We start from the raw sequence: 24,994 nt of genomic DNA on the forward strand, positions 1-24,994 counted from the left end.
CATAAAACCGTTCCTGTCATCCTATGGCTTGACCATAGGATCTAGTTAAATATAGATCCAAGTAGTCACGCTACTTGGATGACTAGGTAGAGGGTACTGGGATGATATAGGATAATATGGGATGAAGGCAAAAAAACATTAGCTATGTTTTTTGCATAACAATGCATCTCTTCATTCCCGCTAAGTCATATACATATTCCTGAAAAGCTAATTCGTATGAGGGGATTATTTTGTCAATATTGCTTTGATCTTCACCTATCTCCAATATCGCAAACCCATTTTTTTTAAGGCACCTCCTTAATATTGGAAAAATGCTCAAGTAACAGCTCAAACCATCAATACCACCATCAAGGGCAATTCTTGGTTCCTTTTGCACTTCAGCTTGCAAGTCTTTCAATTTGCTTCTTTTAATATATGGAGGATTACTGATTATAAGATCGAATGAACCTCTGCACTCTGTCCACGAACTTGGAAATATTTTGGCTCTGCTGAGAAGATCATGTTTTTTTGTGTTCTGATAGGCAACTTTATATGCTTCCAAGCTTTTTTCAAAACCGACGCCAACAGCATATTCATACTCACTAAGTACGGATATCAATAAACAACCTGTGCCTGTACCAAAATCTGCAATTTTTAGTTTCTGTTTTTTGTTTGGGTAATATTTTAACACTGCTAGGATTATTGTTTCACTATCTGGCCTTGGATCTAAAACATGCTGGTTAACTATAAAATTTTTACTCCAGAATTCACGATTACCTATTATTTGCGATATTGGATATCTTTCCGCTCTTTTTTTTGTTAATTTCCAAAATAAAAGTTCTTTCTCCATCGGCACTTGATCAGCATGGTTCACAATTATAAATGATCTTTCCACTCCAAGTACGTGCTGCATGATGATTTCACAATCTAAATGTGGTGATTCAACTTTATGTGACGATAATAACTCCGATCCTTCTTGAATTAAAGTGCTGATTGTTTTCATTATTCTAAAAATATGTTTCTTTCAGCCAAAAATAGCAAGATGAGCTTCCAGTTTAGGGTAGCTGCACTAAATCCCAGTGTCAAGCACGCAGCTGTACGAACATTGCAATTTGCAGATCCAAGTAGCTTGACTACTTGGATCCAGCTAAGTTGGTGAGCATAAAAGTATAGCTAATGCGAGCTTTACGTCATACCGTCACGGTATCTCTAGATTACGCTAACACGTAGCGGGACGACGAGGTCAGGGTGTCATCCTAGTACCTTCTCCTGTCATCCCAGTGCCCTGACTACTTGGATCCAGGAAAAAGAATGGTGTCATCCAAGTAGCCTTCCTCCCCTGTCATCCCAGTGCCCAGACACTGGGATCCAGAAAAGTTTGCTTGTAAGCAAGCAAACTAGTACAGAAAGTGGTTACAACATTTTCGATGAGATTATATGGAAAACTGGATTCCAGTGTCAAGCACTGGAATGACACCTTCCTGCCCAGTTCATGTTGCCATAAATATTAAGAAATTTACCAAGCAAAAAAAAGGCAAAAGAAGCCCTAGTCATTGTCTATTTTCAGTATTGGCGTTTTTTAAGTCTTAAACACTGCAATTTAGCTGCTTTTAAATGCAACTCACCTTAGTTTAAATGTTTAAGAAATTTACTAAGCAGAAAAAAAGGCAAAAGATATCCCGTATTAGCTAGTTGTCACTCTCTAATCCTGCAAATTGGCGTACTATACTGTCTTAAACGCTTTATAAGCGCGTTTCAGCTTATATAGGTAAAAACCCAGAAATGTTGTGAAGACGTAAAGTGTGCATAGTGCAAAAAATTAAAAATAAGACGCCAATTACGTAATACTGTTGTCATTTAATCTGCACAGATTGAAGATAAATGAATACCTTCAGTACCATGATAATGGGGCTGGCGAAGGGTGTCAAGTAAGTTTTTTCGTTTCTACTGAATGACAGTTGTGGCTTGGGAGGTAGTGCAAGAAGTCTACTGATGGCTTTCAAGGCAGTTGAGCTTAATTATTAGAGTAGTAATGTTTATTTTTATATTGACTATTGAGGTTTATTATTTTATAACTAAAAACTTAGTTATTTTAATGAGCTTGAGTTTATAACATATGCCTACGATAAATCAATTAATACGTAAGGGTAGATTAGGATTGACCCATAAGAAAAAGGTACCAGCTTTGGGAAAAAGCAACCCTCAAAGGAGAGGTGTTTGCACTAAGGTGTATACTACAACTCCTAGAAAGCCTAACTCAGCACTCCGTAAAGTAGCCAGAGTAAAAATTAGTGGGTATGGTGAAGTGACGGCTTATATACCTGGTGAAGGTCATAATTTACAAGAACACTCTGTTGTTTTGATACGTGGTGGGCGGGTTAAAGATTTGCCAGGTGTGCGTTATCACATAATAAGAGGTGCCCTTGATCTGCGTGGTGTGCAAAATCGAAAGAAAGCTCGTTCAAAATATGGTGTAAAGAAATCTGGTTAAAGTTTATGGCTCGTCGGAATAAAGCAAAAAAAAGAGAAATAAGTCCTGATTCGCGTTACGGCAGTGTTTTGCTGATGCGTTTCATTAATACAATCATGAAATGTGGTAAAAAATCTACTGCAGAAAAGATTATCTATGACGCTTTGTCTTTAGCTGAAAAGAAAATAGGCGAAGGTGGGTTATCAATTTTTGAGACAGCAGTAGGAAATGTTACTCCTTCTATAGAAGTGCGTTCTCGACGCATTGGTGGTGCAACTTATCAAGTACCTGTTGAAGTTCGACAAGATAGAGCGGTTTCTTTAGCGTTAAGGTGGATTGCTAAAGCAACTTCTGCTGCTCGAAAAAAGAGTGGAAAAACCACTGTTGATTGTTTGCAATCTGAAATACTGGATGCTTATAATAAACGCGGTGGTGCGTTTAAGATGTGCGAAGAAAAATATAAAATGGCTGAAGCTAATAAGGCATTTTCTCATCTTCGTTTTTAATGTTAGCTAATTAATTGTGATATGGAAATTGGAATATCTAAATACAGAAATATAGGGATAATGGCTCACATAGATGCTGGTAAGACTACCACAACAGAGCGTATTTTATTTTATACTGGTAAGCAAAATAGAATTGGTGAAGTGCACGATGGTGCAGCTTCTATGGATTGGATGGAGCAGGAAAAAGAGCGTGGTATTACAATCACATCTGCTGCAACAACATGTTTTTGGAATGATCATAGGGTCAATATAATAGACACTCCTGGTCACGTTGATTTCACTATTGAAGTTGAGAGATCTTTAAGGGTTTTGGATGGTGCAGTTGCTGTATTTGATGGAGTTGCTGGAGTTGAACCTCAATCTGAGACAGTGTGGCGTCAAGCTGATAAATATAGCGTTCCTCGTATCTGCTTTGTTAATAAGATGGATAGAATAGGGGCAAATTTTTATCGATGTGTCGATATGATAAAGACGAAGCTTGGTGCAGCACCTTTAGTCATTCAGTTGCCAATAGGAAGTGAGAAAGATTTCAAAGGTATAATTGACCTTATTTCTATGAAAGCCATTATATGGCAAGAAGAAACGTTGGGTGCTAAATTTTCTTATGAAGATATTCCTTCTGATTTGCTTGATAAGGCTCAAGAATATCGAAATCTTTTATTAGATGCTGCAGCTGAGATGGATGATGAAGCGATGAATACTTACTTTGAGTCTAATGATCTGCCAGTGGATTTACTGAAAAAATGTGTGAGAAATGGGACCATTAAAGGAAAATTTGTCCCTGTATTATGTGGATCAGCTTTTAAAAATAAAGGCGTACAACCACTTTTAGATGGTGTGGTTGACTTTTTACCTTCTCCTATTGATGTTGATGTAATTGTTGGAACTGATCCTAAAGATTCAGAAAAGAAAATTGAGGTCAAACCTTCAGAAAAAGAGAAATTTGTTGCTCTTGCGTTTAAAGTGATGACGGATAAATTTGTAGGCAGCTTGACGTTTATCCGTATTTATTCTGGTAAATTAAAGTCTAAATCTACCGTTTCAAATGCGTTAAAAAACGAAACTGAAGGGATTGGCAGAATGTTACTTATGCATGCAAATAACCGAGAAGATATAACTGAGGCTAGGGCTGGAGATATAGTTGCTTTAGTTGGGCTAAAGAAAACAACCACCGGAGATACTTTATGTTCTGTTGATTTTCCTATATTATTGGAGCGTATGGAATTTCCTGAGCCTGTTATTGAAATTGCTGTGGAACCTAAAACCACTTCAGATCAGGAAAAATTAGGTATTGCTCTAAATAGGTTGGTTGCGGAAGATCCTTCTTTAAGAATGTCAGTAAATGCGGAAAGCGGCCAGACTATATTGAAAGGCATGGGTGAGCTCCATCTTGAGATTATTGTTGATAGAATGAAGCGCGAGTTTAACGTTGAGGCTAATGTCGGTGCTCCTCAGGTTGCATATCGTGAAACTATCACTAAATCTGTTGAAATTGATTACACTCATAAAAAACAATCTGGTGGGGCTGGTCAGTTTGCTAAGGTTAAAATAAAATTTGAACCTCTTGAGCCTGGTTCTGGGTTTCAATTTGAAAGTAAAATTGTAGGTGGTGCTATTCCAAAGGAGTATATTCCTGGAGTAGAAAATGGCTTGGAGTTGATAAAAGAAGGTGGTATAATTTCGGGATTTCCGTTGATTGATTTTAAGGCTACTCTTCTTGATGGTGCTTTTCATGAGGTTGATTCTAGTCCTTTAGCTTTTGAACTTGCTGCTAAGGGTGCTTTTAAGGAAATGGCGAATAAAGCTGGTCCAAAAATGTTAGAACCTATAATGAAAGTTGAAATCATTACTCCTGAAGAATATATGGGTGATGTTATGGGTGATATAAATAGTAGAAGAGGAAATGTTGCTGATATGCTGGATTTAGGTAATAATAGCAAAATAATTACTGCTTCGGTGCCTCTTGCAAATATGTTTGGTTATATCAACGTTTTGCGTTCTATGTCTCAGGGAAGAGCTCAGTATAGTATGCATTTTTCTTGTTATGAACAAGTACCACAATATGTGGTTGATGAGTTAAAGTTAAAGTATAATTAAGGGTAATAATTATGACAGCAGTAGTGGAAGCATTTGGAAAGCCGCATGTAAATGTGGGAACAATAGGACATGTGGATCATGGGAAGACAACGTTAACAGCGGCAATAACAAAGCATTATGGAAATTTTGTAGCGTACGATCAGATAGATAAAGCGCCAGAAGAAAGGAAGAGGGGGATAACGATAGCAACAGCGCATGTTGAGTATCAGACAGAGAAAAGGCATTATGCACACGTTGATTGTCCTGGGCACGCTGACTATGTAAAGAACATGATAGTAGGTGCAGCACAGATGGATGCGGCGATATTGGTAGTGTCAGGGGTTGATGGGCCAATGCCACAAACGAGAGAGCATATATTGCTGGCGAAGCAGGTAGGTGTTGGATATATCGTGGTGTATATAAATAAAGCTGATGTTGCTGATGCTGATATGATGGATTTAGTAGAAATGGAAGTGAGGGAATTGCTGAATAAATACGGATTTCCAGGGGATGAAGTTCCTGTGGTAGTGGGATCTGCATTGAAAGCGCTGGAGGATGACAGCAGCGAATATGGAAAGAAATCAATAGATAAATTGATGGAAAAGTTAGATGAATATGTGGCGGTTCCACCAAGGCCTGTGGATTTACCATTTTTACTGCCAATCGAAGATGTATTTTCGATATCGGGGCGAGGAACAGTGGTAACAGGAAGAATAGAGAAGGGAGAGATAAAGACGGGAGAAGAGATAGAGATAATAGGTTTAAAAGCAACACAAAAGACAATATGTACAGGTGTTGAGATGTTTAAGAAATTGCTAGAGAAGGGGAGTGCAGGGCTCAATGTAGGAATATTGCTGAGAGGAACAAAAAGAGAAGAAGTGGAGAAAGGGCAAGTATTAGCAAAACCGGGGACGATAACGCCGCATAGAAAGTTTAAGGCGGAGGTTTATATATTAAAGAAAGAGGAAGGAGGAAGGCATACACCATTTTTTGCGAATTACCAGCCACAGTTTTATTTAAGGACAACGGATGTAACTGGGAGCATAAAATTGCTAGATGGGAAGGAGATGGTAATGCCAGGAGATAATGTGAGTGTAGAAGTAGAATTGCAAGTACCGATAGCAATGGATAAGGGATTGCGTTTTGCGATAAGAGAAGGCGGTAGAACTGTTGGTTCTGGTGTTGTTTCTGAAATTTTGGAGTGAGAGTTTAAGTTATAGGAGTGTAGCTCAATTGGTAGAGCGCTGGTCTCCAAAACCAGAGGTTGTAGGTTCAATTCCTATCGCTCCTGCATTAATGTTGTGGTGGAAATGTTAAAAAGTTTGTGTGGTTTTTTCTGTGATATAAAGCAAGAAATACGAAGAATTGCTTGGGTAAAGAAACAGGAGGTGTTTTCATCTCTATTTGTTGTAATGATTGTTATATTATGCTTTTCGATTTTCTTCTGTTTTGTGGATTTTATGTCTCTTTACGTAATTAAGGCTTTATTTGGAATTATTTATGGAATGTGAATATAAATGGTATATCATTAAAGTTGATTATGGATATGAGCAAAACATACGCGAATTGGTAAGTAATGCTGTTTATTTTAAGGAAGTGTTTATTCCTTATCAAACGGTATGTAATTCAAAGTCTGATATAAAAGAGTTATGTGAAGTGTATGTATATATGCATCTGTGTGATGAAAGCAAAAATATTTTGAATCAAACGCCTGGATTCTGTAGTGGCGAATCTGGTGATTTTGAGATGATTTCAGATGATGAGATAAGTTTAAAGTGTAAAGAATTTAATAGATATAAATGGTATATCTTGAGAGTTGCTTCCAATTGTGAAGAGAAAGTGCGCCAACATATATTGGAAAATTCTATGAGATTGGGTGTTAATGATTACTTTAAGGAAGTTTTTATTCCATATGAAGAACTAAGTGAAATAGAGTTGAAATCTAAGAAAATTGCTACACGAAGGAAATGCTTTCCTGGTTATGTCTTTTTATACGTGAATTTATGCGATGAAGTATTGAATTTTATCAATAATATACCAAAATCTCTTAAGGTTTATGGATTTTTGAAAAATGGTAATATTCCAAAGGTAATTTTGGATGATGAGATTCATTCAATGTGTAATGCACTTTATAATGCTCAAGAGACAAAGAAGTTAGGTTATGGTTATGAAAAAGGTGAAAAAGTGAAAATTAATGATGGTCTTTTTCAAAATTTTACTGGTAAGGTAAATATGGTAAACGATGAGAAAAAAATTATTAATGTGGAAGTATCGATTTTAGGTAAGCCGACAATAATAGAGCTTGATCTGGCTCAAGTAGAGAAAATAGAGGATTAATTATGAGTGTTGTAGTTGCTAAGATTAACTTACTTATGGAAGCTGGAAAAGCAGTTCCAGGACCAAAAATTGCTTCAGTACTTGGTCCACGTGGTATACCTGTTCCTAAGTTTTGTGAAGCTTTTAATAAAGTTACTAGCGCTGCTAACGCTAATTATAAAGTAGGCGATTTAGTAACAGTGCGAATTTCCATAAAGGATGATCGCTCTCATGATTTTACTGTCAGCGGTCCGCCTGTGGCTTATTTACTTAAGCAGGAAGCTAAATTAAGTAAAGGTTCTGGTAATCCTGGTAAAGAATTAGTGGCTAAATTACCTATGTCTGCTATAATTAAAGTGGCAAAGTGCAAGATGGTTGATATGAAAGTGGATAATGAAGATTCAGCAGTGAAAATGGTTGTAGGCACTGCAAAATCTATGGGTATAGAAGTTGTGGAAGGTTAGGTAAATGAATACATATAATGATAATCCTAAGCAGTGTTTGAAGAAGGTTGTTGAGTCTGCTTCAGCAAAATTTAATGAATCAGTTGATATTGCGGTCAATTTAGGCGTAGATTCACGTAAATCTGAAGAGCAGATGCGTGGTACAGTAGTTTTGCCTAAGGGTATCGGGAAGAATATTAAAGTAGCTGTTTTCACTCAAGATAAACATTTATTAGAAGCTGAAAAAGCTGGTGCTGATATTGTAGGAGGAGAGGATTTAGTTGAAGAAATAAAAAAAGGTAGAAAATTAGATGTTGATTGGTGCATTACTACTCCTGATTTTATGGCAAAAATCACTCCTATTGCAAAAGTATTGGGTGCTAAAGGGCTGATGCCTAACCCTAAATTTGGTACTGTGACTTCTAACATTGCAGAAGCTATTAAAACCATTAAGTCTGGTCAGATAAAATTTAGAACAGATAAAAATGGTGTTATTCATGGTAAATTAGGAAATATTAAATTTGATATTGATGACTTGCTAGAAAATTTAAAAGCCTTTCTTAAAGTAATTAAAGATAATAAACCTATTTCTGTGAAAGGAGTTTACTTTAAGGGTGTTTTTTTAAATTCAACTATGGGTAAAGCTTATAAGATAAGCAAAGTGGAAGATATAATTTAAGGGAGTGATACCGTGAAGCGTAAAGATAAGGATGAATTTATACAGAGCACAATAAACGTATTTGTAAATAATGATTTCTTGATATTAGTAAATTTTAAATCTATAAATGCTAATGATTCATTAACTCTGAGAAATAGTCTGAAGTCTATAGCAGGTGGGGTATTAGTAGTTAAAAACACTCTAGCGCGCTTGGCTTTGGAAAGGACTGGTAAATTCTCTTATTTATCAGGCAAATTTTCCGGTCCTGTTGCTATTATATACTCTAGTGGCATAGTAGAAGCTGCAAAATTAATAGTTGATTTTACTAATGCTAACAAAGAAAAAATGTCTGTGGTTTGCGCAGCTCATTTAAATGAATTGTTAACAGTGGAAGATGTTAATAAACTGGCTAAGTTGCCTTCTCTGGATGAATTGCGTGTTAAAATTATGCGTTTAATATCTTATGATATTCCTGCTCGGTTAGCGTTGTCTATTAATTCATCTTCTATGAGGCTTATGAGAGTTTTGGATTATTATAGTTCTAAAAAATAAATTTGTTGTTAAGTAAGGTGGTAATTATGAGTAATGTAACAAGTGATTTGGTTGATAAAATATTATCTTTAAACCTATTAGAGGCTTCTGAACTTGTAAAAGTTCTAGAAGAGAAAATAGGGTTGCCTGCTGGTTCTTTTCTTGGTGGAGCTGTTGGTGCTGGGGCGCCTATTGGTGATAATGCTGCTGCTCCTGCTGCTCAAGAAAAAGCTGAGTATAAAGTTGTGATTAAAGAAATTGATGCGAGTAAAAAAATAGGAGTTATTAAAGCTGTGAGAGAGGTTAATTCTACATTGGGTTTAAAAGAAGCAAAAGAGTTGGTTGAATCTTTACCTAAAGATTTGACTGCTAATGTTCCTAAAGACGAAGCAGAAAAAATCAAGCAAAAACTTATTGAAGCAGGAGCAACTAAAGTGGAGCTTGAATAATATTTAATGTATTAATTTTATATTGATATAGCTCTTTTAATTAGTTTGGGGTATTTTAATGGTTGATTCTTCTTATATGTACGCTTCTGGTGCTTTTGTTCCTAGAGTTTCTTATTCTAGGTCGATTGATTTAAAAGATTCTTTATTGGATTTGGTTAAGGTTCAAAAAGAATCGTATGATTCATTTACTCCTAAGAATAAGGGTAATGAAAGACTTGAAGTTATCTTTCATACAATCTTTCCAATAAATGATCCTTTGCGCAGGGCTACTATCGAGTTTATAAGTTGTAGGGTAGATGATCCTAAGTATGATGAATCTGAGTGTATAAAGCGTGGTGTAACTTTTTCTGCTCAGGTTATTGCTTCTATACGTCTTGTTGTTATGCAGGATGGTATTTCTCTTGATGAATATAAATCGATTAAAGAGAGTGGAGATCATTCTAAACTTGCAACCGTTGTAAAATCTATAGAAGAGCAGAAAGTCCACTTTTGTGGGTTGCCTATGATGACTGATAAGGGCACTTTCATCATTAATGGTGTGGAAAAAGTTATCGTCTCACAAATGCATAGGTCTCCTGGTGTATTCTTTGATAGCGATAAGGGAAAAACTTACAATTCTGGTAAATTGATCTATTCTGCTAGAATTATTCCTTATAGGGGTTCTTGGCTTGATATTGAATTTGATGTTAAAGACCATTTGTATTTTCGTGTTGATAGAAAAAGAAAATTGCCAATCTCAGTTTTATTAAAGGCGTTGGGTTTATCAAATAATGATATACTCGATAGATTTTATGAGAAAATAAAGTATGTAAAACATAAAGATGGTTGGAAAGTGCCTTTTGTTCCTGATAAATTTAAAGGAGTGAGGCTGCCTTTCGACTTAATGGATATTGAAGGTAATGTGCTGCTTAAAGCTAACGTTCGTATTACCTCAAGACTAGCTAAAAAGCTATATGATAATGAATTGAAAGAGTATCTGGTTCCTTTTAATTCTATATGTGGTTTATTCCTCGCAGAAGATTTAATGGATAGTGCTAGCTCTACGAAAATTTTATCTGCTGGTGAATCTATAAAGCTGGAAGACATAAAGAAGCTTGAGTTATTATCTGTAGATGAAATATCAGTGTTGAATATAGATAATTTGTTTGTTGGACCTTATATATTAAATACGCTTTTCTTAGACGAAAACATGTCTTATCAGGATGCGCTATATGAAATATATAGAGTTTTGCGTCCTGGTGAAGTTCCTGTTTTAGAGATAGTAGAGGAGTTTTTTCGTAATCTTTTCTTCAGTCCGGAATATTATGATTTGTCTAACATTGGTAGGTTGAAGCTTAACTCTTACCTTGGATTAAATTATGATGAGGATTTAACTGTTTTAACACATGAAGATATTATTGAAATTGTAAAAAAAATAGTATTGTTACGTGACGGCCAAGGATCTGTAGATGATATTGATCATTTAGGAAACAGAAGAGTAAGATCAGTTGGAGAGTTTATAGAAAATCAATTTAGAACTGGGTTGTTGAAATTGGAACGCGCAATAGTTGATTCTATGTCCACTTCTAGTTTAGATAAAGTTTCTCCATCTGATTTTATTAATCCAAAAGTGTTAACTAATGTCTTAAGAGATTTCTTCAATTCTTCTCAATTATCTCAATTTATGGATCAGACTAATCCGTTATCTGAAATAACGCATAAAAGAAGGTTGTCCGCGTTAGGTCCTGGCGGTTTAACAAGAGAACGGGCAGGATTCGAAGTGCGTGATGTTCATCCAACTCATTATGGAAGAATTTGCCCTATTGAGACTCCTGAAGGGCAAAATATAGGGTTAATCAACAGCTTAGCTATATACGCACGTATTAGTAAATATGGTTTTATTGAAAGTCCTTATAGAAAAGTAGTTAATAGGGTTGTTACTGATCAAATTGAGTATCTGTCTGCCATAGATGAAGGTTTATATTATATAGCTGATACTAGCGTAAAGCTCGATGAAAATAATTGCTTTGTTGATGACATGCTATACTGTAGGTATGCTGGTAGTTTCGTTATGGTAAGTAGTGATCAGGTAAGTTACATTGACGTATCTCCTAAGCAGGTAATATCAGTTGCAGCTTCCTTGATTCCATTTTTAGAAAATGATGATGCTAATAGAGCATTAATGGGCTCAAATATGCAACGTCAGGCCGTACCTTTATTGAAGCCTACCGCTCCTCTGGTTGCTACTGGTATGGAGTCTTTTGTAGCTTCTGGCTCTGGTGCTGTAGTTTTAGCAAAACGCGATGGCATAGTTGATAGTTCTGATAGTAACTCTATAGTTATACGTGCTTTTGATAAAGAAAGAGTTAATTACTTGGACGTAGATATTTATCATCTAAGGAAATTTCAGCGTTCTAACCATAATACTTGTATTAATCAAAGGCCGCTAGTGTGTGTAGGTGATTATGTTAAAAAGGGTGATGTAATAGCTGATGGTCCTGCAATTAACAGTGGTGAGTTGGCACTTGGTAAAAATTTGCTAGTCGCTTTTATGTCTTGGCAAGGTTATAACTTTGAAGACTCTATTATTATTTCTAGTGAAGTTGTTAAAAAAGATCTCTTTACTTCTATTCATATAGAAGAATTTGACTGTGTTGTACATGATACCCCTTTAGGATCAGAAAAAATAACTCGTGCTATACCTGGTGTTAATGAAGAGAATCTATATCACTTGGATGATAGTGGTATAGTGAAAATTGGTACAAGAGTTGGTCCAGGCTATATTCTGGTAGGTAAAGTTACACCTAAACCTTCTCTTTCATTGCCTCCTGAAACGAAGTTATTAATGACAATTTTTGGTGAAAAGTCATTCGATTGTGCGGATTCCTCTTTATATACATCTCCAGATGTTGAAGGGACAGTAATTGATGTACAAGTCTTTACACGCAGGGGGGTTGAAGAAAATGAAAGGGCATTACTCATCAAACAAAAAGAGATAAATGACTTTGAGGAAGAGCGAGATTATATAATCAATGTTACTAGTGAATATTTCTATGATGAACTGAAGAAACTTCTTATTAATTCTGGTTCTCAAGATCGAGAAAAATTTGACTCTATTGAACGTGAGCAATGGTGGGGTATAGGATTAAAAAACCAATCCATTTCTGAGCAAGTTAAGAGCTTAAAAAAAGATTTTGATGAAAAAGTATCACATGCAATAGCACAGTTTAAGCGAAAAGTAGAAAAATTACATGAAGGTTATGACCTGCCTCAAGGTGTGTCGATGTCAGTAAAAGTTTTCATTGCTGTGAAACATAGTCTGCAACCAGGGGATAAAATGGCTGGTAGACATGGAAATAAAGGTGTGATTTCTCGAGTTGTGCCAGTGGAAGATATGCCTTATTTGGAAGATGGTACTCCTGTTGATATTATTCTTAACCCTCTTGGTGTTCCTTCACGAATGAATGTAGGGCAAATACTGGAAACGCATGTAGGTTGGGCTTGTAGAAAATTAGGGGAAAAGGTAAGTAATATTCTCGATGAGATCAATAAGATCAAAAGTGCTTTTTGCAAGGGAATTAGGTCCCTTAACGATGATAATTTTACACAATTTGCAGTAGCATACCTTGATAATAAAAAAATTGAAAATATTGATGATGATGAAATAACGGCTTCTGTTTTAAATACACCTAATAAGAATGCACTAAATGACGAGTTGAATGAGTTAGTAGAGAACTATTTGAACTCTTGTAAAAGTTCATACAGCAATTTACGTAACTTCCTGATTGAGGTTTATAGCTATGGCAGTAACGTATCTATCTGTAATGATATTCGTAATATTAGTGATAATAATCTCATTGAATTTGCACGCAAATTACGTGATGGCGTTCCTGTTGCTGCACCTGTATTTGAGGGTCCAAAAGATGAACAAATAGCAAAATTATTTGAACTTGCTGGTTTAGATAACTCTGGACAAGCTGTATTATATGACGGTTGCAGTGGTGAAAAATTCGACCGCAAGGTTACAGTTGGTTACATGTACATGCTTAAGTTGCACCACTTGGTTGATGGTAAAATTCATGCGCGTTCAGTAGGGCCTTATAGTTTGGTTACTCAACAACCTCTTGGAGGAAAATCTCATTTTGGTGGTCAGCGTTTTGGTGAAATGGAATGTTGGGCATTACAAGCCTATGGTGCTGCTTATACTTTGCAGGAAATGTTAACTGTGAAGTCTGATGATATTAATGGTAGAGTTAAGATTTATGAATCGATAATAAAAGGTGACAGTAATTTTGAATGTGGAATTCCTGAATCCTTTAATGTGATGATAAAAGAACTACGTTCTTTATGTTTAAATGTAGATTTAAAGCAAAATGATGTAGTGATTGAAGATATATCTCACACTAACATTGCACAACCTTTTAATGAGGTTAGCATATCGATTGCTAGCCCTGAAAGTATTAAGCGTATATCTTGTGGTGAGATAGAAGATGTTTCAACTGCAAATTATCGTACGTTCAAAGTTGAGAAAGGTGGATTATTTTGCCCTAAGGTTTTTGGCCCTGTCAATGACGATGAATGTTTATGTGGAAAATACAAAAAAAGAAGACACAGAGGTCGCATATGCGAAAAATGCGGAGTAGAAGTTACATCTTCTAAAGTAAGAAGAGAAAGGATGGGTCATATAGAGCTTGCATCTCCTGTTGCTCATATATGGTTTTTGAAATCGCTTCCTTCAAGAATTGGAGCATTATTGGATATGTCTCTCAGAGATATTGAGAATATTTTATATAGCGATAATTATATCGTAATAGATCCTCTTGTTTCGCCTTTTGAAAAAGGTGAGATTATTAGTGAAAAAGCTTATAATGAAGCTAAAGATAGCTATGGGATCGATAGTTTTGTAGCTATGCAAGGTGTTGAAGCTATAAGAGAGTTGCTAACGCGCCTTGATTTACATGAAATTAGGAAGGATTTAAGACTAGAATTAGAATCTGTTGCTTCTGAGATAAGAAGAAAGAAAATTATAAAGAGATTGCGTATTGTTGAAAACTTCATTAAATCTGGAAATAGGCCTGAGTGGATGATACTTACAACTATACCTATTTTACCACCTGATTTGCGTCCTTTGGTATCGCTTGAGAGTGGTCGTCCTGCAGTTTCTGATCTGAATCATCATTATAGGACTATTATTAATAGAAATAACAGGTTGAGGAAATTGTTGAGCTTAAATCCTCCTGAGATTATGATTCGTAATGAAAAAAGGATGTTACAAGAAGCAGTTGATTCTCTTTTTGATAATAGTCGTCGTAATACTTTGGTAAATAAAGCTGGTGCTGTTGGATATAAAAAGTCCATTAGTGATATGTTAAAAGGAAAACAGGGTCGTTTTCGCCAGAACCTCTTAGGAAAAAGGGTAGACTACTCTGGACGTTCTGTAATAGTTGTTGGTCCAACTTTGAAACTAAATCAGTGTGGATTACCAAAAAGAATGGCTCTTGAACTATTCAAACCTTTTGTTTACTCAAAGCTTAAGATGTATGGTATGGCTCCAACTATTAAGTTTGCTAGTAAGTTGATAAGAGCAGAAAAACCAGAAGTTTGGGATATGCTTGAAGAGGTAATAAAAGAGCATCCTGTTTTGTTGAATAGAGCGCCTACGCTACATAGACTTGGTATTCAGGCTTTTGAGCCAATCCTTATTGAAGGCAAAGCAATACAGCTTCATCCGCTTGTCTGTACGGCGTTTAATGCTGATTTTGATGGTGATCAAATGGCAGTGCATGTGCCAATTTCATTGGAAGCTCAGCTTGAAGCTAGGGTGTTGATGATGTCCACTAATAACGTTTTAAGTCCTTCTAATGGCAGACCGATTATAGTTCCTAGTAAAGATATAGTACTTGGTATATATTATCTGACTTTACAAGAACCTAAGGAAGATAATTTACCATCTTTTGGTGCTTTTTGTGAAGTTGAGCATTCCTTGAGTGATGGTACTTTACATATTCATTCTAGTATAAAGTATAGGATGGAGTATATTAATAGCAGCGGTGAAACTCACTATAAAACTGTTTGTACAACTCCTGGCCGTTTAATATTATGGCAAATTTTTCCTAAGTATGAGAATCTAGGCTTCGATCTAATAAATCAGATATTAACAGTCAAGGAAATAACTGGTATAGTTGATTTAGTATATCGTAACTGTGGTCAAAGTGCTACAGTGGCATTTTCTGATAAATTAATGGTACTTGGCTTTGAGTATGCCACATTTTCTGGTGTCTCTTTTGGTCGTTGTGATATGGTTATACCTGAAACTAAAGCTACACATGTTGATCACGCGAGGGGTGAAATTAAGAAATTCTCTATGCAATATCAAGATGGGCTAATAACTAGAAGTGAGAGGTATAACAAGGTTATAGATGAATGGTCTAAGTGTACGGATATGATAGCTAATGATATGTTAAAAGCAATATCTATATATGATGGAAATAGTAAGTACAACTCAGTGTATATGATGGTTAACTCTGGTGCAAGGGGTTCTACTTCACAGATGAAACAGCTAGCAGGAATGCGAGGGCTCATGACCAAACCTTCTGGTGAGATTATAGAAACACCTATAATTTCTAATTTCCGTGAAGGATTGAACGTATTTGAATACTTTAATTCTACTCACGGTGCGCGTAAAGGTTTAGCTGACACTGCACTTAAAACTGCAAACTCTGGATACTTAACTCGTCGTTTAGTTGATGTATCTCAAAATTGCATAGTTACAAAGCATGACTGTAAAACAAAAAATGGTCTTGTTGTGAGAGCTACAGTTGAAGGAAGTACTATAGTTGCATCTCTAGAGAGTGTTGTGCTGGGTAGAACAGCTGCAAATGATATATATAACCCAGTGACAAAAGAATTATTAGTAAAAGCAGGGGAATTAATTGATGAGGATAAAGTAAAGCAAATCAGCATTGCAGGTCTTGATGTTGTAAAAATTAGATCGCCTTTAACTTGTGAAATAAGTCCTGGTGTATGTTCTTTATGTTATGGAAGAGACCTTGCAACTGGTAAAATTGTTTCAATAGGTGAAGCAGTTGGTGTTATAGCTGCTCAATCTGTTGGAGAGCCAGGTACTCAGTTAACGATGCGTACTTTTCATATAGGTGGAGTAATGACTAGAGGCGTTGAATCCTCGAATATTATAGCTTCTATTAATGCTAAAATAAAGTTAAACAATAGTAATATAATGATAGATAGAAACGGAAATAAAATTGTGATAAGCCGTTCCTGTGAAGTCGTGTTGATTGATAGCCTTGGTAGTGAGAAGTTGAAGCACAGTGTACCTTACGGCGCTAAGCTTTATGTAGATGAGAGTGGGTCAGTAAAAATTGGCGATAAAGTTGCGGAATGGGATCCTTATACATTGCCTATTATCACGGAGAAGACTGGTACAGTGTCTTATCAGGACTTAAAAGATGGAATTTCGATCACTGAAGTGATGGATGAATCTACAGGAATATCAAGCAAAGTAGTAAAAGACTGGAAATTGCATTCTGGTGGAGCTAATTTACGTCCTCGTATTGTGCTGCTTGACGATAATGGTAAAGTAATGACACTCGCAAGTGGCGTTGAAGCATGTTATTTTATACCAATCGGTGCAGTGCTCAATGTACAAGATGGCCAGAAGGTTCATGCAGGTGATGTTATTACAAGAACACCAAGAGAGTCAGTTAAAACTCGTGATATTACTGGTGGTTTACCGAGGGTTATAGAGTTATTTGAAGCACGTCGTCCTAAAGAGCATGCTATTGTTAGTGAGATAGATGGCTATGTAGCGTTTTCTGAAAAAGACCGTAGAGGAAAACGCAGTATATTAATTAAACCTGTAGATGAACAAATTTCTCCAGTTGAATATTTGGTATCAAGAAGTAAGCATGTAATAGTCAATGAAGGTGATTTTGTACGTAAAGGTGATCTATTGATGGATGGTGACCCTGATCTCCATGATATTTTACGTGTGCTTGGGTTAGAAGCTTTAGCGCACTATATGATTTCTGAAATACAGCAAGTTTATAGATTGCAGGGTGTTCGTATAGACAATAAGCATTTAGAGGTGATCTTAAAACAAATGCTACAAAAAGTGGAAATTACTGATCCTGGTGATACTATGTACTTGGTTGGCGAAAGCATTGACAAGCTGGAAGTTGATAGGGAAAATGATGCTATGAGTAACTCTGGCAAACGGTCTACTCATTATCTTCCTATTCTGCAGGGGATTACTAGGGCAAGTCTTGAAACTAGCTCCTTTATTTCTGCTGCCTCTTTCCAAGAGACAACAAAAGTACTTACAGAAGCAGCATTCTGCGGGAAGAGTGATCCTTTAAGTGGATTAAAAGAAAATGTTATAGTAGGAAGATTAATTCCTGCTGGTACAGGTTTGATTATGAATAAGATCAGAGCACTTTCACTTTGTGATAATGTGGATAAATATGAAAAATATTTTGATATTGAAACTTATGACGAGGAATGGTTGATGGATAATGGTTGTCATTTACACTCTGGTGAGGAAGAGAGCGTAGTGGCATACGATCAGTCGAATTGAGTACAGCTAGTGTGTCTCTTGACCAAAAAAGCCAATAATATTTTCTTTCACTTCTGTGCTATCTGTCATGTTATTTACTCTCACACGAAATTCAGATGAGCCTTGAAGCCCGCTACTGTACCAACCTATGTGTTTGCGGGCCATCTTTATTCCTGTGTCATTTCCATAGTACTCAAGAATATTGTCGTAATGCTCGAGTATGATGCTTAATCTCTCTGAAGCTGTTGGCTCAGAAGTTTCACTTCCACTGAGAAAGTTCATTGCTTGATTAATCAGCCAAGGTTTACCGTAGGCACCACGACCTATCATCACTCCGTCTGCTCCAGATTCTTTGAGAGCATTCTGAATATCATTTAAATTTTTAATATCGCCATTTACTATAACTGGAATTTTCACTTGCTCTTTAACATTTCTAACGAATTTCCAATCTGCTTGACCATTATAAAGCTGCGCTCTTGTTCTTCCATGCACAGTGATCATTTTTGCTCCTAAGTCTTCGGCAATTTTCGCAAGTCTCGGGGCATTGCGATTTTCATCGTTCCATCCAGTGCGCATTTTCACCGTAACTGGCATATTCACTGCTTTGACCACAGCTTCAATTATCTCAGCGGCTTTTTTCTCATCACGCATTAGCGCTGATCCTGCATAACCGTTTACAACTTTTTTAACAGGGCAACCAAAGTTTATGTCTATAATTTTTGCTCCCATGTCCTCGTTTAATTTTGCAGCCTCCGCCATAACATCTGGCTCACACCCAGCAAGCTGCACAGCAGTTAATGCATCGACTTTTGCTTTTTGCAAACTCTGGCGAGTTTGCATAATCATAGCTCTGCTTGCGATCATCTCTGAAACTAACAAACTTGCACCAAGTTTCTTCACAATACTTCTAAACGGATAATCAGTCACTCCAGACATTGGAGCTAAAATAACTGGAGAATCAATTGTCAAATTTCCTACTTGTAGGGACATATATTCTATGTGTTCAAACCTAGCGCATTTACACATACTGTTACAACACTTTGTATAGCCGAACTTACTTTTTCCATAAGAGAAGGCTCTACCTCTACTATCTCAGCTCTCTCATAATGACCAGGTGCCAAGTATACCGTTTCTTGTTCTTTATTTCCCCATAGCTCGTTGTTCTGCTGATAACCTTCATTTATCATTCCCGCATTTGGCAGAAACAATGTATTTACATCATTACCATTATTTTTATAGTAGACGTCAATTTCAATATTAGCCAGCGAAGCTAAGATAGAAATTTCTTCTATGAAAACATGGTAACTTTGGCTGCTGATTGCCTCTAGATAAGATCTATAAATGGATTTGCCATTGAGAAAAGAATTTGCTGCAGTATCACTATTATAATTTCTATCATATTTTCTTTCACTAATATTGAGATTACTAGCACTAATGCTTCTTAAATCACCTATAACTTCATTTTCTTTTAATGTTGTAAGACAACATAACTTTTTTATTAATTTATTAGTCTTTTTTTTGATCTTCTCTACCCGTCTGTTTGTATGCTGAACCAAATCTTTTATTGAGTCCGACATACCAATCAAATGATTTGGATTTTCTAAGAATGCACCAAAAACTTTCTGCATCTGTCCCTTCAATAACTCAGGCATCCTTGGATCATTCAAAGAGTTAAATTGACTTAAAAATTTGTGCCATTCCATTCTCATATCTTGTGCTTTTTCAGTTTTATATTGACCAGAGCTATTATCACCAAATACCGCATGGAAAAAGCAGTTGCCATCACCTGTAGTATTATATTGAACAATTTTTGTTTGCTTACTTTCTACTGAATCTAAACTTACTCCGCTATCTTTACGACTTATATTTCCTGGACCACCTAATACAGGGCTTGGCGTGCCAGCCCTGCTTTGTTCATCCTTTTTCAACGCTTTTGCAAATTCTTTTCTCTTCTCTATTAATTGCTCTGAACTAAGTTCATATTTTAGCTGATCATCAATTTCATCAAACGATTTGCCTGCTTTCAGCATATCTGTAATTTTCTTAGCATTCTCTAAGGCAAATATTCCACAATTATACTTATCATCTTGTTGTTTAGCTTTTGAGTTTCTAATACTACTATTGTCTATTCCTAGAGTTTTCTGTAGCGCACTTGATACCTCTTCTGGTAATGGTTCACCAAATGAATCGCAATAATATGCTCTAAACTTTTTACTCTTTTCATCATGAGAAATAACCAATGTTACCCAATGATTGTTATTTAAGTTAAGAATTGAAGATAATACTAAATTGTTATCCCCTTTTACTTTATCTTTATATTCTTGCAATCGGTTCCCCAGAAAAGATGTAAGATTATCGAGGCAAGAAAAGAACACTCCTTTGGAAAATTCCCTGTGACCTTTTTTACGATATGGCATCCATCCATAGTAACTTTTTGCAATCTCTGCAATATCAAAATTACTTAACCAAAATTTATAATCTTCTTTTTTATTTGTCTTATATACAAAAGAATCCTTATTTTCTTTGCAGTCAAAAATACCACTATCCCTATCAGGAGTTTTCGGTCTTGCTTGCTTTTCTGGAGTCTTGCCTTGCAAATCTTGTAGTTCTGTATCTTTTTCTTCACTCTTTTCCCCCTTTGAAGCTCTTTTTCCATTAATATAGTTCTTCGCTAAGTAAAATAAAGGTTCAACAACCATTTTGTATGCTACTGTAAGAATTATTCCCATTAAAACCCAAACTACGGGGTTAGAGATGAGCATAGCAAGTGGAAAGGTCAATAGAGGGGATCCTATTACCGCCCCTAAACAGCCAGCAGCGAATGTGGCTGCTAGGCATACACAAGTAGCGTAGATAACGAATTCCTCACCAGCAAAGTCAGTGCTCTCTTTCTGATTATTTTTTGTAATACCCAACATACTACACCCTATGAACGCTAAGTTAATTAAATTTTAACAAATTCTAACAAAAAAATCAACTATAATAATTTTAGTAGTATGAGAATATATTGAATATTAAGAGCTTTTGGAGTACAGTAACAATGTTAGTAATAGCACAATATATGCACGATATAGAATATATACGCAAAAACCCTGAAGGATTTGAAAAGGCAATGAAAAGCAGGGGAATTAGAGAATCTACTGCGGAAGAGATATTAGAAATCGATCACGAGAAAAGATCATTAACCACTAAACTGCAGGATTTGAATAGGCAGCGCAATGAAATCACAGAGGAAATAAAAAAGCTTAAAATGAGCAAGAGCCCCTGTGAAGAGCAAATAGAGTTGTCAAAAAGCATCACAAATGAGATAGAGGCAATCAGCTTAAAAGAACAAGCAGAAAAGGATAAGTTAGTGAATGTTTTATCTAACTTGCCGAATATTCCTGCGCAAGATGTGCCAATAGGCGCAGATGAGAACTCTAATTTAGAGGTGAGAAGATATGGAGGAAAAAGACAGTTTGATTTTACAGCAAAATCTCATTATGAGCTCGGGGAAAAGTTAGGTTTAATGGACTTCGAACAAGCGGCGAGAATTTCCGGATCAAGATTTACGATATTAAAAGGACAGTTAGCTAAGCTTGGACGAGCGCTAATAAATTGTATGCTTGAAATGCATATTAATGAATTTGGCTATACTGAGGTGTACCACCCGGCTTTGGTGAAAAACGAAGCTATGTATAATGTTGGTCAGCTACCGAAATTTTCTGACGATTCGTATTTAACTACCGACGAATTGAGGTTGATTCCCACAAGTGAAGTGTTTTTAACAAATTTAGTTGCTGACAAAATAATGGAAGAAAAAGAACTGCCTATTCGCTTTACTGCATATTCGGAGTGCTTTCGTAAAGAAGCAGGTAGTGCAGGTCGCGATACCAGGGGCATGATAAGGCAACACCAATTTGGTAAAGTGGAGTTGGTAAGCATCACAACTGAAGACCAATCAAATGATGAGCTTGAGCGTATGACGAGTGTTGCTGAAGAGATATTAAAAAAATTAGAATTGCCATACAGAGTAATGCTGCTTTGCAGTGGCGATATGGGTTTTGCTGCACAAAGGACTTATGACATAGAGGTATGGTTACCTGGGCAAAATAAATATAGAGAAATATCAAGCTGCTCAAATTGTGGTGCATTTCAAGCAAGAAGGATGAACGCTAAATACTCTTCAGAAACTGATAAAAAGATAAAAAAATATGTTCACACTTTAAACGGCTCAGCTTTAGCTATAGGAAGAACGATTATTGCCATAATGGAGAATTATCAAAATTCTGACGGGTCGATTGCAATACCAAACGTGTTGCAAAAATACATGAGTAATGATACTGTTATAAGCAAATAATAATTTTGACATATAGAAAAGCGAGGAAATAAAGATGAAGGTTCTGGTTATAGGTTCTGGTGGGCGTGAGCACGCTCTACTTTGGGCTCTAAAAAAATCTCCTATCTTAACTGAATTATATGTCACTCCTGGTCGCCCAGCCATGGGAAATTTGGGAGTTCTTGTGGATATAAATATTCAAAATTCAGTGGATGTTACACAATTTTGCAAGAGAGAAAATATAGAGTTGGTTGTTATTGGTCCAGAACAACCAATAATTGATGGGCTTGCTGATGATTTAGTTGCAGAGGGAATAAATGTTTTTGCTCCAAGTCAAGCAACTGCAAAACTTGAGGGATCGAAGTCTTTCACCAAGGGACTATGTAAACGATATGGTATACCAACTGCCAAGTACGAGTGTTTTGTTGATGAAGGGTTAGCTAAAGATTTTGTACGTAGCAATAAAATAAAGTTTCCACTTGTAGTGAAAGCAAATGGAATTGCAGCAGGAAAAGGGGTGGTTATATGTAATACAGAAAGCGAAGCTTTTTCAGCAATAAATTCAATGCTAGTGGAGAAAAAATTTGGTGAATCAGGTGAAGAAATAATCATAGAAGAGTTTTTAGTTGGAGAAGAAGTAAGTTTTTTTGCTCTTATTGATGGGTTGAAAGTAGTAACTCTTGGGTGTGCAAAAGATTATAAGAGAGTTGATGAAAGTAATGAAAGCCAAAATACTGGAGGTATGGGGTCGTACTCATCACCTTCAATTATAAGTAAGGACATGGAGCAAAAAATTATCCAAAAAATAATATACCCTACAGCTCAAGCATTGGTTAACATGGGTACGTCTTATAAAGGAGTACTCTTTGCTGGTTTAATGATTTGCAAAGATAGCCCAAAACTTCTCGAGTATAACGTTAGATTCGGTGATCCAGAAACGCAATCTATATTACCTAGATTTGATTCAAATTGCGATTTGTTAAAATTGATGTTGTCAGTTGCAGAAGGAAAGTTAAATGTCAAAATGGTGGAACTTAACAACAAATCTACAGTTTGTGTAGTTGTTGCAAGTAAAGGCTATCCGGGTGATTATCAAAAGGGAGAAGTAATTAAAGGATTAGATAAGATTGAAAGCATTCCTGGTGTGTTGGTGTTTCATGCTGGTACTAAATTCGATGAAAGTGGTAACTTAGTTTCCAATGGCGGAAGAGTGCTAAATATAGTAGCAGAAGGGAGCACTATAGAGGAAGCCAAAAGTAAGGTGTACTCAGCATTAAATTTTTTAGAATGGCCAGGGGGCTTCTTCAGATACGATATCGGTAGTTAATGTTAGCTGTCGGTTAGCAGGTGGTTCACAGAAACGAAAAACTTCCTTGACAAACTCCGCCAGCGCCCTTATCATGAAACTGAAGCTATTGTATTTGCTTTCGCCAATCTGCAGATTAAAAGGTAAGGATTACTTAATGTATCGGCGTCTTATGTTCAATTTTTTGCAGTATATAGATACTGTATGTCTTTACAAAACTTCATCTACATCTAGATTTTTATCTAAATAAGCTGAACGCGCTTATAAAGCGTTACAAGACATCAAAAAATGCCAATACTCGACAGAGATAGTAAAAGACTAGCTAACTCGGGGATTCTTTGTCTTTTTTTCTGCTTGGTAAATTTCTTAAACATTTGCAGCATAGGTTAGTTGCAATTAAAAGCAGCTAAATCTTGCTTGTCAAGCGTTTAAAACATAAAAAACGCCAATATTTTAAAGCAGATAATAACCCCAGGGCTTCTTTTGCCTTTTTTTTCATTTGGTAAATTTCTTAAATATTTATGGCTAAACGACAATCGTCATCCCGCTATTTGTTAGCGGGATCTAGAGATACCGCGGCGGTATGACGTAGGGAAACCTTTCTTGGGTTAGCTATAAAACTAATCAGCATCTTGTTTAGCACATATAAATTAAGTTTCACAAATATAGTGCTAAACCTTGAAAATATGTTATAGCTACTTCTTCCAATTTAGTGGTGGGTTTTGACAGTACACATGTTATTTTACTAGCTACCAACTCAAGTGTCACAGAAGTTGCAATCATTTTAAATGTCACAGAAGTTGCAATCACTGCATTTATATTCTGTACTTTAACATTTACTCTACTTTCTATTAGAGGCTTTACCCCCCTTACATCATTACGTACAGCAGTATGATTTATTTCATTTTCAATTCCACTACTATGCTGCAACAAGATATCCCCATTAACTTTTATTTCAACATTTTTGTCACTACTACCATTGTTAAAATTTAATCCCTCATCTCTTCTACTTTGTCTTTTTTCTTTTAATTTTAATTCAGTTTCTCTTTTATCAAGGGTAGGAAATGGGATGTGAGTTTTTTCCTGACCATCTTGATTTATAGCTCTTGTTGTATTAAAAGCTTCGTTGCTTTTACATGATATTGTATAAGTAAGTAGTGTGTAGATTTTTTCTTCACTATCTGGATATTTTATAGTTATTGTTGCATTAAGAATGTCTTTCAGAATATCATTTTCTCTAGCTATGTCTAAAATTTTTTGAATAACTTTGCGATCATGTAATGCGGCAAGTAACTTATCAGTTACTTTTTGATTATTTTTATGTTTTATGGTTATTGTTGTGTTAAGAATGTCTTTCAGAATACCGTTTTCTTTAGCTACTCTTAACATTT

At 35.9% G+C, this 24,994-nt stretch carries 18 protein-coding genes and 1 tRNA gene; 15 read left to right on the forward strand and 4 right to left on the reverse strand.

The features are described from left to right. Positions 1-142: 142 nt before the first annotated feature. Positions 143-982 carry a peptide chain release factor N(5)-glutamine methyltransferase gene (gene prmC, locus DEF52_RS01755; RefSeq protein WP_151807688.1) on the reverse strand — a complete coding sequence of 280 codons (840 nt, stop codon included), beginning with the start codon at positions 980-982 and terminating at the stop codon, positions 143-145. Between the two features lie 434 nt (positions 983-1,416). Between prmC and DEF52_RS06230 the strand changes: the two genes are divergently transcribed. The 13 genes from DEF52_RS06230 (at position 1,417) to DEF52_RS01815 (ending at position 18,000) form a co-directional block, all read left to right on the forward strand. Then, the gene (locus tag DEF52_RS06230) at positions 1,417-1,569 is read left to right on the forward strand and encodes a hypothetical protein (protein WP_007549315.1); all 153 of its coding nucleotides are present in this window, start codon (positions 1,417-1,419) and stop codon (positions 1,567-1,569) included. Between the two features lie 526 nt (positions 1,570-2,095). Beyond that, positions 2,096-2,470, forward strand: coding sequence for a 30S ribosomal protein S12 (gene rpsL / locus DEF52_RS01760; protein WP_007549314.1), 375 nt, complete (start codon positions 2,096-2,098; stop codon positions 2,468-2,470). A gap of 5 nt (positions 2,471-2,475) precedes the next feature. Beyond that, positions 2,476-2,955, forward strand: coding sequence for a 30S ribosomal protein S7 (rpsG, locus tag DEF52_RS01765; RefSeq protein WP_007549313.1), 480 nt, complete (start codon positions 2,476-2,478; stop codon positions 2,953-2,955). Positions 2,956-2,976: 21 nt separating this feature from the next. Continuing rightward, the gene (gene fusA / locus DEF52_RS01770; protein WP_151807689.1) at positions 2,977-5,052 is read left to right on the forward strand and encodes an elongation factor G; all 2,076 of its coding nucleotides are present in this window, start codon (positions 2,977-2,979) and stop codon (positions 5,050-5,052) included. 11 nt (positions 5,053-5,063) lie between these two features. Then, positions 5,064-6,236, forward strand: a complete 1,173-nt coding sequence (gene tuf, locus DEF52_RS01775; RefSeq protein ID WP_151807690.1) for an elongation factor Tu — start codon at positions 5,064-5,066, stop codon at positions 6,234-6,236. A 13-nt stretch (positions 6,237-6,249) separates the two neighbouring features. Next, a tRNA-Trp gene (locus DEF52_RS01780) sits at positions 6,250-6,322 on the forward strand. 19 nt (positions 6,323-6,341) lie between these two features. Continuing rightward, positions 6,342-6,542, forward strand: coding sequence for a preprotein translocase subunit SecE (gene secE, locus DEF52_RS01785; RefSeq protein WP_237357322.1), 201 nt, complete (start codon positions 6,342-6,344; stop codon positions 6,540-6,542). Beyond that, positions 6,532-7,368 (forward strand): transcription termination/antitermination protein NusG, encoded by an 837-nt coding sequence (gene nusG / locus DEF52_RS01790; protein ID WP_015588764.1) that lies wholly within the window; start codon positions 6,532-6,534, stop codon positions 7,366-7,368. The genes secE and nusG overlap by 11 nt, the downstream gene beginning before the upstream one ends. A gap of 2 nt (positions 7,369-7,370) precedes the next feature. Beyond that, positions 7,371-7,811: a 50S ribosomal protein L11 gene (locus DEF52_RS01795; RefSeq protein ID WP_015588765.1), complete on the forward strand. Its 441-nt coding sequence runs from the start codon at positions 7,371-7,373 to the stop codon at positions 7,809-7,811. A 4-nt stretch (positions 7,812-7,815) separates the two neighbouring features. Continuing rightward, positions 7,816-8,469 (forward strand): 50S ribosomal protein L1, encoded by a 654-nt coding sequence (gene rplA, locus DEF52_RS01800; RefSeq protein ID WP_151807692.1) that lies wholly within the window; start codon positions 7,816-7,818, stop codon positions 8,467-8,469. A gap of 12 nt (positions 8,470-8,481) precedes the next feature. Next, positions 8,482-9,000: a 50S ribosomal protein L10 gene (gene rplJ / locus DEF52_RS01805; RefSeq protein WP_151807693.1), complete on the forward strand. Its 519-nt coding sequence runs from the start codon at positions 8,482-8,484 to the stop codon at positions 8,998-9,000. 26 nt (positions 9,001-9,026) lie between these two features. Then, positions 9,027-9,428, forward strand: coding sequence for a 50S ribosomal protein L7/L12 (gene rplL / locus DEF52_RS01810; protein ID WP_007551887.1), 402 nt, complete (start codon positions 9,027-9,029; stop codon positions 9,426-9,428). A gap of 58 nt (positions 9,429-9,486) precedes the next feature. Next, positions 9,487-18,000 carry a DNA-directed RNA polymerase subunit beta/beta' gene (locus DEF52_RS01815; RefSeq protein WP_151807694.1) on the forward strand — a complete coding sequence of 2,838 codons (8,514 nt, stop codon included), beginning with the start codon at positions 9,487-9,489 and terminating at the stop codon, positions 17,998-18,000. A 6-nt stretch (positions 18,001-18,006) separates the two neighbouring features. Here DEF52_RS01815 and dusB read toward each other — a convergent pair whose 3' ends face one another. Both dusB and DEF52_RS01825 read right to left on the reverse strand, forming a co-directional pair. Next, the gene (gene dusB / locus DEF52_RS01820; protein ID WP_012673040.1) at positions 18,007-18,969 is read right to left on the reverse strand and encodes a tRNA dihydrouridine synthase DusB; all 963 of its coding nucleotides are present in this window, start codon (positions 18,967-18,969) and stop codon (positions 18,007-18,009) included. Positions 18,970-18,974: 5 nt separating this feature from the next. Next, positions 18,975-20,897, reverse strand: a complete 1,923-nt coding sequence (locus DEF52_RS01825) for a Ulp1 family isopeptidase (protein ID WP_151807695.1) — start codon at positions 20,895-20,897, stop codon at positions 18,975-18,977. Positions 20,898-21,040: 143 nt separating this feature from the next. Here DEF52_RS01825 and serS point away from each other — a divergent pair, with 143 nt between their 5' ends. Together serS and purD are read left to right on the forward strand one after the other, a co-directional pair. Then, positions 21,041-22,318 carry a serine--tRNA ligase gene (gene serS / locus DEF52_RS01830; RefSeq protein WP_151807696.1) on the forward strand — a complete coding sequence of 426 codons (1,278 nt, stop codon included), beginning with the start codon at positions 21,041-21,043 and terminating at the stop codon, positions 22,316-22,318. A gap of 34 nt (positions 22,319-22,352) precedes the next feature. Next, entirely contained in the window at positions 22,353-23,624 is a 1,272-nt protein-coding gene (gene purD, locus DEF52_RS01835) for a phosphoribosylamine--glycine ligase (RefSeq protein ID WP_151807697.1), read from the forward strand. 636 nt (positions 23,625-24,260) lie between these two features. On the opposite strand, the gene DEF52_RS01845 is transcribed toward purD, so the two are convergent. After that, the coding region (locus tag DEF52_RS01845; protein WP_458695303.1) for a WD_0033/WD_0034 family tandem repeat-containing protein at positions 24,261-24,994 on the reverse strand (734 nt) is incomplete at its 5' end.

The sequence above is a fragment of the Wolbachia endosymbiont of Nasonia oneida genome (genome assembly GCF_009012935.1).
Classification (GTDB): Bacteria; Pseudomonadota; Alphaproteobacteria; order Rickettsiales; family Anaplasmataceae; genus Wolbachia; species Wolbachia pipientis.